General features: G+C 63.1%; 13 protein-coding genes. 7 read left to right on the top strand and 6 right to left on the bottom strand.

Translation table 11 applies throughout. The features are described from left to right. Positions 1–139: 139 nt before the first annotated feature. The 4 genes from iolB (at position 140) to phnN (ending at position 3,614) form a co-directional block, all read left to right on the top strand. Positions 140–952 (top strand): 5-deoxy-glucuronate isomerase, encoded by an 813-nt coding sequence (gene iolB, locus AC1DYC_RS25200; RefSeq protein ID WP_477410478.1) that lies wholly within the window; start codon positions 140–142, stop codon positions 950–952. Between the two features lie 151 nt (positions 953–1,103). Then, complete coding sequence (locus AC1DYC_RS25195) at positions 1,104–1,811, top strand: DUF1045 domain-containing protein (protein WP_477410477.1); 708 nt, start codon at positions 1,104–1,106, stop codon at positions 1,809–1,811. Positions 1,812–1,854: 43 nt separating this feature from the next. After that, complete coding sequence (locus AC1DYC_RS25190) at positions 1,855–2,994, top strand: alpha-D-ribose 1-methylphosphonate 5-triphosphate diphosphatase (protein WP_477410476.1); 1,140 nt, start codon at positions 1,855–1,857, stop codon at positions 2,992–2,994. After that, the gene (gene phnN, locus AC1DYC_RS25185) at positions 2,991–3,614 is read left to right on the top strand and encodes a phosphonate metabolism protein/1,5-bisphosphokinase (PRPP-forming) PhnN (RefSeq protein WP_477410552.1); all 624 of its coding nucleotides are present in this window, start codon (positions 2,991–2,993) and stop codon (positions 3,612–3,614) included. The genes AC1DYC_RS25190 and phnN overlap by 4 nt, the downstream gene beginning before the upstream one ends. A 14-nt stretch (positions 3,615–3,628) precedes the next feature. On the opposite strand, the gene AC1DYC_RS25180 is transcribed toward phnN, so the two are convergent. From AC1DYC_RS25180 to AC1DYC_RS25170, 3 genes are all read right to left on the bottom strand, one after another. Beyond that, on the bottom strand, positions 3,629–4,618 hold the full coding sequence (locus AC1DYC_RS25180) for an ABC transporter permease (protein ID WP_477410475.1): 990 nt from the start codon (positions 4,616–4,618) through the stop codon (positions 3,629–3,631). Positions 4,619–4,659: 41 nt separating this feature from the next. After that, positions 4,660–6,198 carry a sugar ABC transporter ATP-binding protein gene (locus tag AC1DYC_RS25175; protein WP_477410474.1) on the bottom strand — a complete coding sequence of 513 codons (1,539 nt, stop codon included), beginning with the start codon at positions 6,196–6,198 and terminating at the stop codon, positions 4,660–4,662. A gap of 137 nt (positions 6,199–6,335) precedes the next feature. Next, positions 6,336–7,298: a sugar-binding protein gene (locus AC1DYC_RS25170; RefSeq protein WP_181056760.1), complete on the bottom strand. Its 963-nt coding sequence runs from the start codon at positions 7,296–7,298 to the stop codon at positions 6,336–6,338. A gap of 585 nt (positions 7,299–7,883) precedes the next feature. Between AC1DYC_RS25170 and AC1DYC_RS25165 the strand changes: the two genes are divergently transcribed. Continuing rightward, positions 7,884–8,999, top strand: a complete 1,116-nt coding sequence (locus AC1DYC_RS25165; protein WP_477410473.1) for a LacI family DNA-binding transcriptional regulator — start codon at positions 7,884–7,886, stop codon at positions 8,997–8,999. Positions 9,000–9,314: 315 nt separating this feature from the next. After that, positions 9,315–9,497, top strand: coding sequence for a hypothetical protein (locus AC1DYC_RS25160; protein WP_477410472.1), 183 nt, complete (start codon positions 9,315–9,317; stop codon positions 9,495–9,497). Between the two features lie 138 nt (positions 9,498–9,635). Here the strand turns inward: AC1DYC_RS25160 and AC1DYC_RS25155 are convergent, their stop codons facing one another. Beyond that, the gene (locus AC1DYC_RS25155; protein ID WP_477410551.1) at positions 9,636–10,553 is read right to left on the bottom strand and encodes a LysR substrate-binding domain-containing protein; all 918 of its coding nucleotides are present in this window, start codon (positions 10,551–10,553) and stop codon (positions 9,636–9,638) included. Positions 10,554–10,640: 87 nt separating this feature from the next. On the opposite strand from AC1DYC_RS25155, the gene AC1DYC_RS25150 reads away from it, so the two are divergent. Beyond that, the gene (locus AC1DYC_RS25150) at positions 10,641–11,351 is read left to right on the top strand and encodes a haloacid dehalogenase type II (RefSeq protein WP_477410471.1); all 711 of its coding nucleotides are present in this window, start codon (positions 10,641–10,643) and stop codon (positions 11,349–11,351) included. A 206-nt stretch (positions 11,352–11,557) separates the two neighbouring features. Here AC1DYC_RS25150 and AC1DYC_RS25145 read toward each other — a convergent pair whose 3' ends face one another. Both AC1DYC_RS25145 and AC1DYC_RS25140 read right to left on the bottom strand, forming a co-directional pair. Further along, on the bottom strand, positions 11,558–12,097 hold the full coding sequence (locus AC1DYC_RS25145; RefSeq protein ID WP_477410470.1) for a hypothetical protein: 540 nt from the start codon (positions 12,095–12,097) through the stop codon (positions 11,558–11,560). Between the two features lie 322 nt (positions 12,098–12,419). Next, the gene (locus AC1DYC_RS25140) at positions 12,420–13,562 is read right to left on the bottom strand and encodes a DNA cytosine methyltransferase (protein ID WP_477410469.1); all 1,143 of its coding nucleotides are present in this window, start codon (positions 13,560–13,562) and stop codon (positions 12,420–12,422) included. Between the last annotated feature and the right edge of the window lie 80 nt (positions 13,563–13,642).

Genomic DNA, 13,642 nt, shown 5'->3' with positions numbered 1-13,642 from the left:
CGTCGGCGATTGGCTGGAACGCCCCTCGCTTCGTCATCCTAGGGTCTCCGCGACGGAGCTTCGCTCCTGCTCCGCCCTAGGATGACGAAGTCGGGAGGCCTCGGCCGACCTCGAAGATTTTGCGATAGGAGAGACAAAAATGTCGAAACTGCTCGTCAAAGCCGACAAGGGCCATGGCCGCGTCGCCCACGTCACGCCCAAAAGCGCCGGCTGGACCTATGTCGGCTTCGACCTGCACCGGCTGAAGCCGGGTGAAAACGCCACGGGAAAGACCGTTGATCGCGAAGTCTGCCTGGTGTTCGTCACCGGCAAGGGCACCGCAACAGCCGGCGGCCGGGAGCTCGGCGTGCTTGGCGCGCGCATGACGCCCTTCGAAGGCAAGCCATGGTCGGTCTACATCCCTGAGGGGTCGGACTGGTCGGTCACCGCCGACACCGACCTCGAACTCGCGGTTTGCTCGGCGCCCGGCCTGGGCGGCGGCCTGCCGGTCCGCGTCATCGCGCCCGACGATCTCGGCCAGGAGATTCGCGGCAAAGGCACCAACACGCGCTACGTCACCAACATATTGCCGGAGGGCAAGCCGGCCGACTCACTGCTGGTGGTCGAGGTCATCACGCCCGGCGGCCACACATCGAGCTATCCGCCGCACAAGCACGACCAGGACAATCTGCCGGCGGAATCCTATCTCGAGGAAACCTATTATCACCGCCTCAACCCGCCGCAGGGCTTTGCCTTCCAGCGCGTTTACACCGATGCCGACAAGAATGGCGCCCGCGAGCTGGACGAAGCGATGGCGATCGAGGACGGCGATGTCGTGCTGGTGCCCAAGGGCTACCACCCTTGCGCCGCCTGCCACGGCTACGACCTCTATTATCTCAACGTCATGGCCGGGCCGAAGCGGACTTGGAAATTCCACAACGCGCCCGAGCACGAATGGCTGATGAAGACCTGACCGGCCCTCATTTTCGGCTGAACCTATTGGTCCAGCTTCGAAAAATCGTCGGCTAAGGACCTGTGGGGTCGATTCGCCATCGAAAACCCGCATAAGCTTCGTCAATCCGTCATGGAAATCACCTATGGCAGCGGGCTGACGAGGATTTTCGATGCGCTACGCCATCTATTTCACCCCGAGGCAGGACGAACCGCTGGCGCGGCTCGCCGCCAACTGGCTGGGACGCGACCCATTCGGCGGCGCCACCAGGCCGGTGGAAGCGGTGGGCGAACTGTCGGCGGCGGAAGTCGCCTTCCACACCGCCTCGGCGCGCCGCTACGGTTTTCATGCGACGCTGAAGGCCCCCTTCCGGCTGGCCCCGAACGAGACGGAAGCCTCGCTGCGTGCCGCCCTCGACGTCTTTGCCGAAGCGACGCCTAGCGTCACCATCCCGCGCCTTGTCGCCAGCCAGATCGATGGTTTCTTCGCTTTGGTGCCGCAAGGCCCGCTGCCGCCGCTTAATCGTTTTGCCGATGATGTCGTGCTTGGCTTCGACCGCTTTCGCGCCCCGCTGACCGAAGCCGAGATCGAGCGGCGCAGCCCGGATTCGCTCAAACCCGCCGAGTTCCGCAATCTCTGCCAGTGGGGCTATCCCTATGTGTTCGAGACGTTTCGCTTCCACATGACGCTGTCCGGCCGGGCCGGGTCACAGGAAAGCCTACGTCTGCGCGCAGCAATCGACAGCCTGTTCGCCGAGGTGCTGCAGCAGCCCGTGCTGGTGGATGCGCTGACGCTGTTTGTCGAAACCGAACCGGGCGCACCGTTCATGGTGCTCTCCCATCATGCGCTCGGCCGCCGCGCAGCGAGAAAAACCGCCTGACTACCCTGACCAACTTCGCCTGAAAACCCAAGGACTGCCTGAAATGACCGCCGAGACCGTTTTGACCAATGCCCGCATCGTGCTTGCCGACGAGATCGTCGAAGGGTCGCTGCTGCTGCGCGACGGTTTTATTGCCGGCATCGACGCCGGCACCGGGCGGAGCGGCGAGGATATGGGCGGCGACTATATCATCCCCGGCCTGGTCGAACTGCACACCGACCATCTCGAAGGCCACTATGCGCCGCGGCCGAAGGTGCGGTGGAATCCGATCGCCGCCGTGCTTGCCCATGACGCCCAGGTCGCCACCGCCGGTATCACCACGGTGCTCGACGCCTTGCGCGTCGGCATGGACGAGGATGCCGACCTGACCTCCGACGACATCCGCAAACTGGTCGACGCCATCGAAGACAGCGGGGCGAAGGACCGGTTGCGCGCCGACCACTTCCTGCATCTGCGCTGCGAGGTCTCGGCGCCGGATTGCTTGCAAGCCTTTGCCAATTTCGATGGCGACGAACGGGTCCGGCTGGCGTCGCTGATGGACCATGCACCGGGACAGCGCCAGTTCGTCAACCTCGAGACCTACGCCTATTACTATCAGCGCAAGCTGAAGTTGACCGATCGCGACTTCAAGCTGTTCTGCGAAAAGCGGATGGGCGAGTCGGCGCGTTATTCAGGCCCCAACCGGGTTGTTATCGCCGCAGCTTGCCAGGAGCGCGGCATTGTGCTGGCGAGCCATGACGACGCCACATCAGGCCATGTCGACGAGGCGATTGAGCAAGGCGTGCGCGTCGCAGAGTTTCCAACCACGCTGGAAGCCGCCAAAGCTTCGAAAGAGGCCGGGCTCGGCGTGCTCATGGGCGCGCCCAACGTCATGCGCGGCTCCTCGCACTCCGGCAACGTCTCGGCCCGGACACTGGCCGGCGACGGTCTGCTTGACATCCTGTCGTCCGACTACATCCCGTTCAGCCTGATCCAGTCGGCCTTTTTCCTCGGCGACGTCGTCGAAGGCATTTCCCTGCCGCAGGCGGTCGCCATGGTGTCGAAGAACCCGGCCGAGGCCATCGGCCTCAGCGATCGCGGCGTCATCGAACAAGGCCGCCGCGCCGATTTGGTGCGGGTGCGCGTCGACGATCACGTGCCGGTCGTGCGCACCGTCTGGCGCCAGGGCCGTCGGGTCGCCTGATGGTCTCGGCATCGATCGAACGCGAACTCACCGCCGAGGCCTTTCCGGTCCGCAACGGCGTCTTCGTCGCCGTCGTCGGCCCGAGCGGCGCCGGCAAGGATACAGTCATCGGCTATGCAAAGGCGCTGTTTGCCGATGAGACAAGGCTGGAGTTCGTGCGCCGGGTCATCACCAGGCCGAGCGACTCGGCAAGCGAGGATCATGACACGCTGGCCGACGCGGCCTTTGTCGAAGCCGAGGCCGACGGCGCCTTCGCCATTTCCTGGGAGGCGCACGGTCTGCGCTACGGCATCCCGGCCGATGTCGACTGGTCGATTGCCAACGGCCATGTCGCGGTCGCCAATGTCTCGCGCGGGGTCATCCCGGTGCTGCGGGAGCGCTATGCCAATCTGGCTGTCGTCGAGATCACCGCCGCCCCGGAAATCCTCGCCGAGCGGCTCGCCCAGCGCGGCCGCGAGTCGCGCGGCGAAGTGCTCGCCCGCCTCGCCCGCAGCGCCAATGGCGCTTTGTCCGGACCCGGCGTCACCTCGATCGACAATGGCGGCCCGCGCGAAGCCGCCGGCGAGCGCTTCGCCGAAGTGCTGCGCAAGGCGATGGCCTTCTCCGACATGTCGGGGTAATTTAGCGCCAGCGGCTACTCCGCCGCCACGGCGCCCTTCCGGCTGGCGTCGAGCATCAGCCGTCTTGCGCGGAACACGCCCCATTGCTGGTCGACCAGCACGCCGATCAGGATCACGCCGCCCATCACCGCGAAGTTGAGCGAGGAGGGGATGCCGAGCAGGTTGACCAGGTTCTGCAATTCCTGCAGCAGCACGGTGCCCAGGATGACGCCGACCAGCGAGCCTTCACCACCACGCAGTGAAAAGCCGCCGAGCACGGCCGCCGCGATGGCGTAGAGTTCATAGAACTGGCCATGGCTGGCCGGCGAGATCGAGCGCGTATACATGGCGAAATAGATCGCCGACAGCGCCGTCAGCACGCCGCAGATGATATAGGCGGCCATGACGACCCGGCCGGTGCGGATGCCTGAATATTTCGCCGCCTCCTCGTTCTTGCCGATGGCATAGAGATAGCGGCCGAACACCGAGCGGTGCAGCACCACCCACATGACGATGGAAATGACGATAAGCGCAATGAAACTGTTAGGCACGCCATAGCTACGGCCGGCGGTGAGGAATTCGAGTTCGGGGAAATTCTGGCCGAAGGCGAAGCCGGCCGTGCCGTCGCCCGTATAGAAGCGCGCCACGCCGCGATAGATCAAAAGGCCGCACAGCGTCACGACGAAAGGCTGCAGCTTGAGCCGCGTGATCAGCCAGCCATGCGCCAGGCCAATGATGGCACCGAGCACGAGGATCAGCACGAAGGCCAGCGGCCATGGCATATCGCGCACGGCGATGAAGTCGATGAACAGCGTGCCGAGCAGCGCCACCACCGATCCCACAGACAATTCGATGCCGCCGGTGATGATGACGAAGGCCTGGCCAATGGCGAGAATCCCGAACAGGCCGATCAGGTTCGAGGTGTTGGCGAGATTGATCGGCAACAGGAAGCGCGGGTTGATGGCGGTCACCACGGCGCCGACCACCAGGATCAGGATCAGCAGGCCGAGATCTTTCTTGCTCATCGTCGTCTCCCCATGCCGGACCGGCCCGTGCCGGAATCCGGCTAATTTGCCGGCTTGCCGACCGCCAGCAACAGCACGTTTTCCTGGCTGAATTGTTCCTTGTCGAGAATGCCCGAGATCTTGCCCTCATGCATGACGGCGATGCGGTCGGACACGCCGATCACCTCTTCCATGTCGCTGGAGATCATCAGCACGGCGACGCCGGCATCGGCCAATGCCCGCATCAGTCCGTAAATCTCGGCCTTGGCGCCGATGTCGATGCCGCGCGTCGGCTCGTCGAGGATCATCACCTTCGGGTTCATCGCCAGCCATTTGCCCAGCACCACCTTCTGCTGGTTGCCGCCCGACAGCGAGCCGGTGCGCGTCTGCACGGAAGGCGCCTTGATGCCGAGATCTCTCTTCTGCTTCTCGGCGGTGGCGGTCTCCGCACTTGCCGACACCAGCTGCCGCTTCGCATGGGCCGGCAGGTTGGGCAGCGAAATGTTCTGCGCGATCGACAGATCGAGCAGGATGCCGGTCAGCTTGCGGTCTTCCGGCACGAGAAAAATGCCGTGCGCGACGGCATCGGCGGCCGAGCCCAGGACAAGCGGCTTGCCGTCGAGCTCAATCGTGCCGCCAAGCGCGCTGTCGATGCCGAAGAACACCCGCGCCAGTTCGGTGCGGCCGGAGCCGACAAGGCCGGCGAGGCCGAGGATCTCGCCGCGCCTGACATCGAGATCGACCGGCCGGGCAGGGTAGGCGGGGGTACGGATGGCTTTGGCCGACAGCGCCGTGGCGCCCGGTGCTCGCGCCGCTTCGGAGGCTTTCTCGCGCTCCTTCAGCATGCGGCCGATCATCAGCTTGACCATCTGGTCGTGGTTGATGGCGCTCTTTGGCAAAGTGCCGGCGAGCATGCCGTCGCGCAGCACGACGACGCGGTCGGCGACGCGCTCGATCTCGTGCAGGCGGTGCGAAATGAAGATGACGCTGATGCCGTCGGCCTTCAGCGCTTTGATGACATCGAGCAGCTTGTCGGTTTCGGCGATCGGCAGGCTCGATGTCGGCTCGTCTAGGATCACCAGCCGCGCCTTGATCGACAGCGCCTTGGCGATCTCGACCATCTGCTGCTGCGCCAGCGACAGGTTTGCGACCGGCGTATCGGCGGAGAAATTGGCGCCGACGCGCTTCAGCAGCGGCGCCACCATATATCGCAGCTTCGCCCGGTCGACCAGTCGCAGCGGCCCACCGCGCAACGGCTCGCGGCCGAAAAAGATGTTGGCGGCGACGTCGAGGTTTTCGAAAAGGTTGAGTTCCTGATGTACGAAGGCGATACCCGACCCCAGGCTGCCTTCGACGCTAAGCCCGTCATGTGCAACGCCGTCAACGGTGATGGTGCCGCTGTCCGGCCTGGTGACGCCGCCGAGAATCTTCATCAAGGTCGATTTGCCGGCGCCGTTTTCCCCGACAAGGCCGATCACCTCGCCCGGTCTGACCTCCATGGAAAAACCATCCAGCGCGACAACGCCCGGATAGGTCTTGCGCACGTTCTCGAGGCCGAGGAACGGGGTAGTCGCTGCGATGGATGTCTCGGAATAGTTCATCAAGCCACAATTGATCGCGCTTGCAAGCAGCCGCTGGGCCAAAATGGCCCCTTCAGCAGACTGACGGGCCTTCGCCCGCCCGTCAACACGATCGCCGGCCCAAGGCGAACCTTGAGCCGGCGTAACTGCTCGTGGCCTCAGTTTCCGGACATCGCCTTCAGATTGGCCGCATAGGCGTCGACATCGTCCTTGCCGATGATCTTGGTCGGGATGATGATCAGGCCGCCTTCCGGAATGCCGGACTTGTCGCCCTTGAGATAGGCGGCCATCAGCTTCATGCCCTGATAGGCCCATTCGAAGGGCTGCTGCACGACGGTCGCCGCCACGGTGCCTTCCTTGACGCCGCCCAGCGTGATCGGATCGTCATCGAAGCCGACGACGGTGATCGAGCCGAGCTTGCCGGCGTCGCGCAGCGCTTCATAGATGCGCGGCGTGTTGTAGGAGTAGAAGCCGACCATGCAGGTGATGTCGGGGCTGGCGACCAGCGCGTCCTCGACATTCTTCTTGGCGCGTGCCTGGTCGATATCATCGCCGCGCACGTCGACCAGTTCGATCTTGCTGCCGGCGAGACCGTCCTTCATGCCCTGGATGCGCTCCTTGGCATTGTCGGCGCCGAGCAGGCCGACGAAGCCGAGGCACTTGCCGCCGTCCGGCATCGCCTTCTTGGCGATCTCGGCCGCCTGCTTTCCGGCATCGACATTGGACGAGCCGATATAGGCGACGCGCTTGGTCTGCGGGGCATCCGAGTCGGTGGTGAACAGCGCCGTTTCCGAGGCGATCTTGTTCAGCCCGTCGGTCGAGGTCTTGGGGTCGACGGCGGACACCATGATGCCCTTGACGCCGGCGGTCACCAGATCGTCCATCAGCCGCTGCTGGATGGCGACCGAGGACTGCTCGGGATATTTGAGTTCGAGATTGTAGTCGGGCAGTTCGCCCTGCGCCTTCTTGACGCCGGCTTCCGCCGCCTTCCAGAAGTCGGAAGCGCCGTTGACGACGAAGGCCAGCGTCGGCTTGTCGTCGGCGCGCGCAATGGCTGTCGCTGTCAGGCCAAGCAGCAGGGCTGCGGTGGCTACGGATGCATGTCGTATCAAGGATTTCATGTTCAACCTCCCGTTTTGGCCCAGTCGTCGGACTGAACCGATCCTGCATTAACTGATTTGCCGCTTGCGATTTGGACGCCCTCCTCCTCAGGGGTTCCCGGCACTGAAAAGAATGGCGTCGTTCCAGTCGCGATCACGGACTTTAGAGACTCATCCCATGCTCGTAAATAGTCTGATTTGTCTGACATATCACATGTCCGAGACAAAGCTTGCGGACGCAATCCCCGCTCACCATCAGGCTGTTCACTGCACTTTCTGCCGCGCTAGCCATAAACGAGCCGGCGCGACGGATTGACGTTACAGCGCATCTTTGTATTAGTAAACAGTATTAGTAAAAGGTCCCGGGAGACGACTCGACGGCGGCCTCGGGGCTCGCTCACCGGAGAGGCGTCGCCTCGGCTGCGTTTAGATGTATGCCTTGCGGTCATTGAGTTTCCATCGAACGGAGAGGCGTAGCGGCCGCGACCCAAAGCTGATAATAGACATAATCAAATCCGGCGATTTCTATTAGTAGACGGCGCCAAGCCATCTTGTCGGCCTGACAGGCTGCCGCTAGACAGGCGGAGGATTGGGGACACGAATGCCATGAGCGAGACGAGGGATCCGGAGGTCGGCGACACGGCGCGGCGGCGCAAAGCGTCGGCCAAAACCGCCAAAGGCGGTCGCGTCACCATGACCGACATCGCCAGGGCGGCCGGCTGCTCGCAGGCGACCGTCTCCTTTGTGCTCAACAACTCGCCCGGCATCAGGCTGTCGCAGCAGACGCGCGAGCGGGTGATCGACGCGGCGCGTTCGCTCGGCTACACCGCGCCCGCCTTCTCGGCGCTGCGCAAGCCGGTTCCTGCTTTCGAGGGGCTGGATGGGGTCATCGGCTTCGCCGTCGACCAATTGGCAACCAGTCCGGAAGCCGTGGTCGCCATCGAAGGCGCTCGCCAGGCGTCGTGGAATGCCGGCAATGTCCTGCTTGTGGCGCAGACCATGGGCGACGCCGTCATGGAGCCGCGCGCCATCGCGGCCCTCACCAAGCGCGGCATCTCGGCGCTGATCTACATGACCATTTTCACCCGCGAGATCTCAGCCCCCGACTTCCTCTACGGCCTCGATATCCCGGTCATCCTGCTCAACTGCTACACATCCGACTATGCCTTCCCGGCCGTGGTTCCCTCGGAGATCGCCGGCGGCCAGAGCTCGACCCGGCATCTGATCGGCCATGGCCACCGCCGCATCGCCTCCATCACCGGCGAACCCTGGATGCAGGCCGCGCAGGACCGGCTGAAAGGCTATCGCCGGGCGCTCGCCACCGCCGACATACCGTTCGATCCCGAGTTGGTGGTCGAAGGCGACTGGTCGGCAAGTGCGGGCTATGCCGCGACCGTCAAGCTGCTCGCGCTGAAAGACCGCCCGACCGCCATCTTCTGCCAGAACGACCGCACGGCCATCGGCTGCTACGAAGCGCTGAAGGAGGCGGGCCTGCACATACCGCAGGACATTTCCGTCGTCGGCTATGACGACGAGGAGATCGCCCGGCATCTGTTTCCGCCGCTGACGACATCGATCCTGCCGCACATGGCCATGGGCCAATGGGCGATCGAGCAGCTGGAAGTGCCGCCGCCTCCAGGCCGCGGCCGCTATCCCATCACCAAGCTGGAGTGCCCGCTGGTCGAGCGCGACTCTGTGGCGGCGGTGTCTGGACAAAGCTGACGTTCCCATCCCGAAGCAAGTCGGGATGGGTCTGTTCAGTATTTGCGCCTCAGGGAAGGATTCATCCGAACCCCGGGATCAAGCCTTGGCTAGAGCGGGTCACCGTTTCACGAAACGGCGACCCGCTCTAACTCGTTGTTTTGACGCAATTCCGGACGAAAACCGTTTCACACTTTTCCTGGAATTGCTCTAGAACCGCAAGATGACAAAGGAGCGCCTGCGATAGCAGCGCCTGTGCCACCGGCCATGCCGCCAGAACGTGCGGCAGTGCCGTCTCCAGACACGCCGCCTGTGGTGGCGACGGTGCCATCGCCGATGGTAGATCTGCTCGACATCGCCCGGGCCTTCGTCGTCATCAAGAGAATTGGCATCCTGCTTGTCGAGTTCATCGAGAATGCCGTTGCCGATATTGGGAACCCCGGCCACGGCCTCGAGAGGCCTAACCGTGGTAGCAAGCGCCGCGGCCCCCGCAACGCCGAACAATGCTGTCAAGAATGATCGCCGATCCATCAAAACCTCCATCAGCGGATAAGGCTAACATTAGCCAGATAGAGCGGCTGGGACAAAAGGCCAGAGGACTTCGGGGGCTGGTATAAAAGGGGTTAATCAGGCAGATGGCAGCCAGCCAGGCGGCAGTTAGCGCAAGGCCGCGACCGGGCGTCGCGCTTCCCTGGGCCGGGTGACCGAGCCATGCAGAATGCCGCCGATGTTTGCGACCAGAAACGCGGCCAGTTCGCGCGCCGGCGCCTCCAGCCTTTGTGAGGGCGCGATCAACGCCAGCTCGGATGGCGGTTGTTCGGCAAATCCGTCGGCTGCGCTCAGCAGGCGGTGCTCGGGAAGCACCGCATCCGCCGGCAGCAGGCTGATGCCCAGCCCCGACGCCACCGCCGCCTGCACGCCGATCAGCCCCTGGCTTGTGTAGGCGATGCGCCACATCCGCCCTGTCGCTTCGATGGCGCGCGTCGCCCTTTGCCGGTAGATGCAGCCTTGCGGAAACATCGCCAGCGGCACCGGGTCGGCGTCGAGCTCACCGGATGGACCGGCTACCCAGACCAGCTTTTCCGCCCAGCGTCCCAGGCAAGGCGCGTCGCCGGGTTCGCGCTTGATCAGCGCCAGATCGATCTCGCCATTGTCCAGCAGGCGCCGCAGCTCGAAACTCCAGCCGCTGACGGTGTCGAGCCGCAGATGCGGCGAGGCCTTCGCAAACCCTGACAGCAGGTCGATCAGCCGCCGGCCGGCAAAATCTTCCGGCACGCCGAGCCGCACCGTCTTTGGCGCCGCGGGCTGCCGCAGGGCCGCTTCCGCCTCCGCCGAGATCGACAGCAGCCGGCGCGCATAGCCGAGCAGCATCTCGCCCTCTTCGGTGAGCTGCACACCGCCCGGCGCGCGCTCGCGCACCAGCAGGCTGTGGCCGACGCTGTCCTCCAGTCGCTTGATCTGCTGGCTGATGGTCGATTGCGTCAGGTGAATGCGCTCCGCCGCGCGTGTAAACCCGCCGGTTTCGACCACGGCGACGAAGCTGCGCAAAAGATCGAGATCGAGCTCCATTCGAATTTCCACTTGATCCTATCGCAACATTTAATTTTCAAATGACCGAGATCGCTGCCACTGTCCAGCCAACTTTCCCTGAGGTCTCTGCAAATGGCATTGAACGGGCCGCGCCCGACCTGGCTGACATTCGATTGCTACGGAACGCTGATCCAGTGGGACGAAGGCCTGATGGCGGCGATGGAAACGATCCTCGCGCGCAAGGGCCGCAAGATCGAAGCGGAAGACTTCATCCCCATCTATGACCGGCACGAGCACGCGCTCGAGCACACCACGCCGCATTTGTCCTTCGCCGACGTCACCGCAAAGGCCTTGCAGCTGGCGATGCGCGATTTCTCGCTGGAAGCTGCGGCTGACGACGCGGAACTGCTGACCGCGTCGATAGGCAGGATGCCGCCTTTCCCGGAAGTCGTCGCGACGTTGCGCCGGCTAAAGGATGCCGGCTTCAAGCTGGCGATCATCTCCAACACCGATGACGCCATCATCGCCGGCAATGTCGCGCAGCTTGGCGGCGCCGTCGACCGGGTCATCACCGCCGAGCAGGCGCAGGCCTACAAGCCGTCGCGGCAGATTTTTGAACATGCGTGGCGAACCCTCGGCGTGACCAGGGACGAGCTTGTGCACATCTGCGCCAGCCCGCATCTCGACCTGACCGCCGCCCGCGATCTCGACTTCCGCGCCGTGTGGGTCGATCGCGGCACCGGCCGCCACCCGCCGCCCGACTACCAGCCGGACGCCATCGCCCACGGGCTGGATGAGGTATCAGGCGTCTTCGAAGCGGCAGGCTGGCTTCCGGCCCGGTAGCGCACACGAAGCGCGCTACCTGCGAGATGGCAGGCGGGGCCGCTGGCAGCCGCTATCCGGCCGACGCGGCAGCAATTGCATGAATAGTATGGAACGGTTTTCCCGGGAAAAGCGCACGGCGCTTTCCCTAGGAAATTGTATCAAACCAAAGAGGCAGGCCTCGTAAAAGCGGTGAACCGCCTGACCTCACGGCCGATGAGACACTCTCAGCGCCGCGCCAACAGCAGGCAGAGCTGCTTCAGGTCGCGATCGTAGGTGCCCTGGCCGCTGAGCACACTGGCGCAGCGTTTCTTCATCTTGGCGAGCTGGCCAGCCGACATGGCGTTGATGGCGATCACCGCCGGCCGCGTCGGGATTGCCGGCGTGTTGGGATTGCGCGGGCTGGTCGGCGCCCCGCCAATGCCGATGCCGACCCCGGCCGTCACCCCACTGCCCACGCCGACCCCGACACCGCTGCCAACCGATGCGCCGACACCGGCCGCAACACCGCTGGTGCCGCCGACTGTCGCGCCGACACCGGCGGAGACGCCGCTTGTGCCGCCGACCGTTGCGCCGGCATTGATGCCCTTGCTGCCGCCGACCGAAGCGCCGACGCCAAGCCCGCCACCACTGCCGCCGACCGAGACGCCCACCCCGCCGCTGCCGCCAATGCCCACGCTGAGACCTTCCGCACTAGCCGGAAAAGACAAAGCAACGGCAACCGCGCCGCCTGCCAAGACTTTGGTGAAATTTTTCAAGAAACCCATAACGACGCTCCCCGCGTTGGCTGCCCGGATGCAGGTTGCGTAGCATCCGTTACCAATATGATTACGCGAGTGTAGCGTTTTTAGTTTCTGCAGGAATAGGCAGTATTGGAAATCGTTGTTATGGTTGCTCTGACCACTTGGTATAGATGTTGGGAGATTGCCAGGGAAAAACGAGGATTTTGGTGCTTGCCAGGAGAAGCTAGTGAGTGTTCGCGCGTTGAGGTCTATTGGGCGGACAGCTGCGGCGCGGACAGCGCCATGAGCAGCTTTGGCCTGCTGCCAATCAACGCGTTCTTCCCGGCAGCCGCTGGCAAATAGCAGTTTAGGCTGCGCTCTGTATGCGGTGTTGATCTTTGATCTGCATAGCGCTTAGCGCGGCCAGCCCCACTGCATAACCCAAAGCAGGGTGGACTGCGTCGCCTATCCACTTAGCGAGGTGTTTGCGCTTTACTGCTAGTCCGCTGGGTGCGAAATCGAACCAGTCTGGAAACCCCTGAATCCTTGCGGCTTCCCTTGGTGTTATGAGCCGCCGCTCAATTGGATGAACGTATCGCCCTTGCCCAGGCGTCCCAAAGCCGGTTGTTATAGTTTGTGCTGGCCGATCCCAATGCATTCGACCATATACAGCCGTGTAGGATGTTCCGTTTTTGTGGCAGTCGGGCCTCTGGGCGTCCGGCAAGTCGTAGAGATCATGGTCAAACAGATATCTGATTCTCTCGGCGTTAATTGGAGTTACGGTTGGGGTCGAATTGATCAGATCGGTTGATTGCAGATCAAGTAGATCTCCAATCGCCCAAGACAATGGCATACTCTGAGCCTTCAGCGAATCAGCGAACGCGGTAAGGTAGTCTGGCTCTATCAGCGCGTCCTTCGCTGCAATCAAAAAGTGCCTGGTTCGGCGCTGTGCTGCCCCAAGATTGTCGGCCTTAATGACGCCCATAGACGTAGCGTAGCCGGCTGATCTTAGAAGGCCCACGGCGGTTGCGACCACATCCGAGTGCGAATTTTGGACGGTTGGTACATTCTCAATAATGATCACTTTGGCATTTAAAGCGACGCCAAGCGCAACGGCGGTAACGTAGAGATCGTTTCTGGGGTCTTGGCGACGGGTGTGGTTGTTCAAGTTTGAGTGACCCTGACATGGAGGGCCTGCGATAAAAACGTCGATGGACCCAACCTTATCAAGATCAGCGTGGACTGTTTCTGGATCGTACCCAAAACGGGCGCTATCACCGAGGCCCAACACATGAAAATCAACCAGCGACGCCGCACTAGCAGCGATTTTACGCTTCGCACCCATGTTATAGCTATGGATATCTAGCGCCGCCGCGTCGGTATCTATGATTGCAGAGAACTCAACTTCTAAGTTGATGGCCTGAGCTGCCAGTGACAACCCCAACGCAAGGCCGCCTGACCCGCAAAAAGCATCAACAATCCGGAGAGGGGTACCATTCGCCGTTGACAAGACTCGACTACCACGAAGCAACGATTGCCACCAAGCGTGGCGCGGCTCCAGCCCCTCGTCGGCCAAATTAACAAGTGATG

The sequence above is a fragment of the Mesorhizobium sp. P2_E7 genome (assembly GCF_056403855.1).
The sequence above is the reverse complement of the archived record's forward strand: the minus strand, read 5'-3'. Positions and strand labels throughout refer to the sequence as shown.

Excerpts from the sequence above, each read along its gene's own strand:
- AC1DYC_RS25145 (WP_477410470.1), bottom strand. The coding sequence starts at position 12,097 with ATGGGTTTCTTGAAAAATTTCACCAAAGTCTTGGCAGGCGGCGCGGTT.
- AC1DYC_RS25170 (WP_181056760.1), bottom strand. The coding sequence starts at position 7,298 with ATGAAATCCTTGATACGACATGCATCCGTAGCCACCGCAGCCCTGCTG.
- AC1DYC_RS25160 (WP_477410472.1), top strand. The coding sequence starts at position 9,315 with ATGGTAGATCTGCTCGACATCGCCCGGGCCTTCGTCGTCATCAAGAGA.
- AC1DYC_RS25195 (WP_477410477.1), top strand. The coding sequence starts at position 1,104 with ATGCGCTACGCCATCTATTTCACCCCGAGGCAGGACGAACCGCTGGCG.
- iolB (WP_477410478.1), top strand. The coding sequence starts at position 140 with ATGTCGAAACTGCTCGTCAAAGCCGACAAGGGCCATGGCCGCGTCGCC.
- AC1DYC_RS25150 (WP_477410471.1), top strand. The coding sequence starts at position 10,641 with ATGGCATTGAACGGGCCGCGCCCGACCTGGCTGACATTCGATTGCTAC.
- AC1DYC_RS25190 (WP_477410476.1), top strand. The coding sequence starts at position 1,855 with ATGACCGCCGAGACCGTTTTGACCAATGCCCGCATCGTGCTTGCCGAC.
- AC1DYC_RS25165 (WP_477410473.1), top strand. The coding sequence starts at position 7,884 with ATGAGCGAGACGAGGGATCCGGAGGTCGGCGACACGGCGCGGCGGCGC.
- AC1DYC_RS25175 (WP_477410474.1), bottom strand. The coding sequence starts at position 6,198 with ATGAACTATTCCGAGACATCCATCGCAGCGACTACCCCGTTCCTCGGC.
- AC1DYC_RS25180 (WP_477410475.1), bottom strand. The coding sequence starts at position 4,618 with ATGAGCAAGAAAGATCTCGGCCTGCTGATCCTGATCCTGGTGGTCGGC.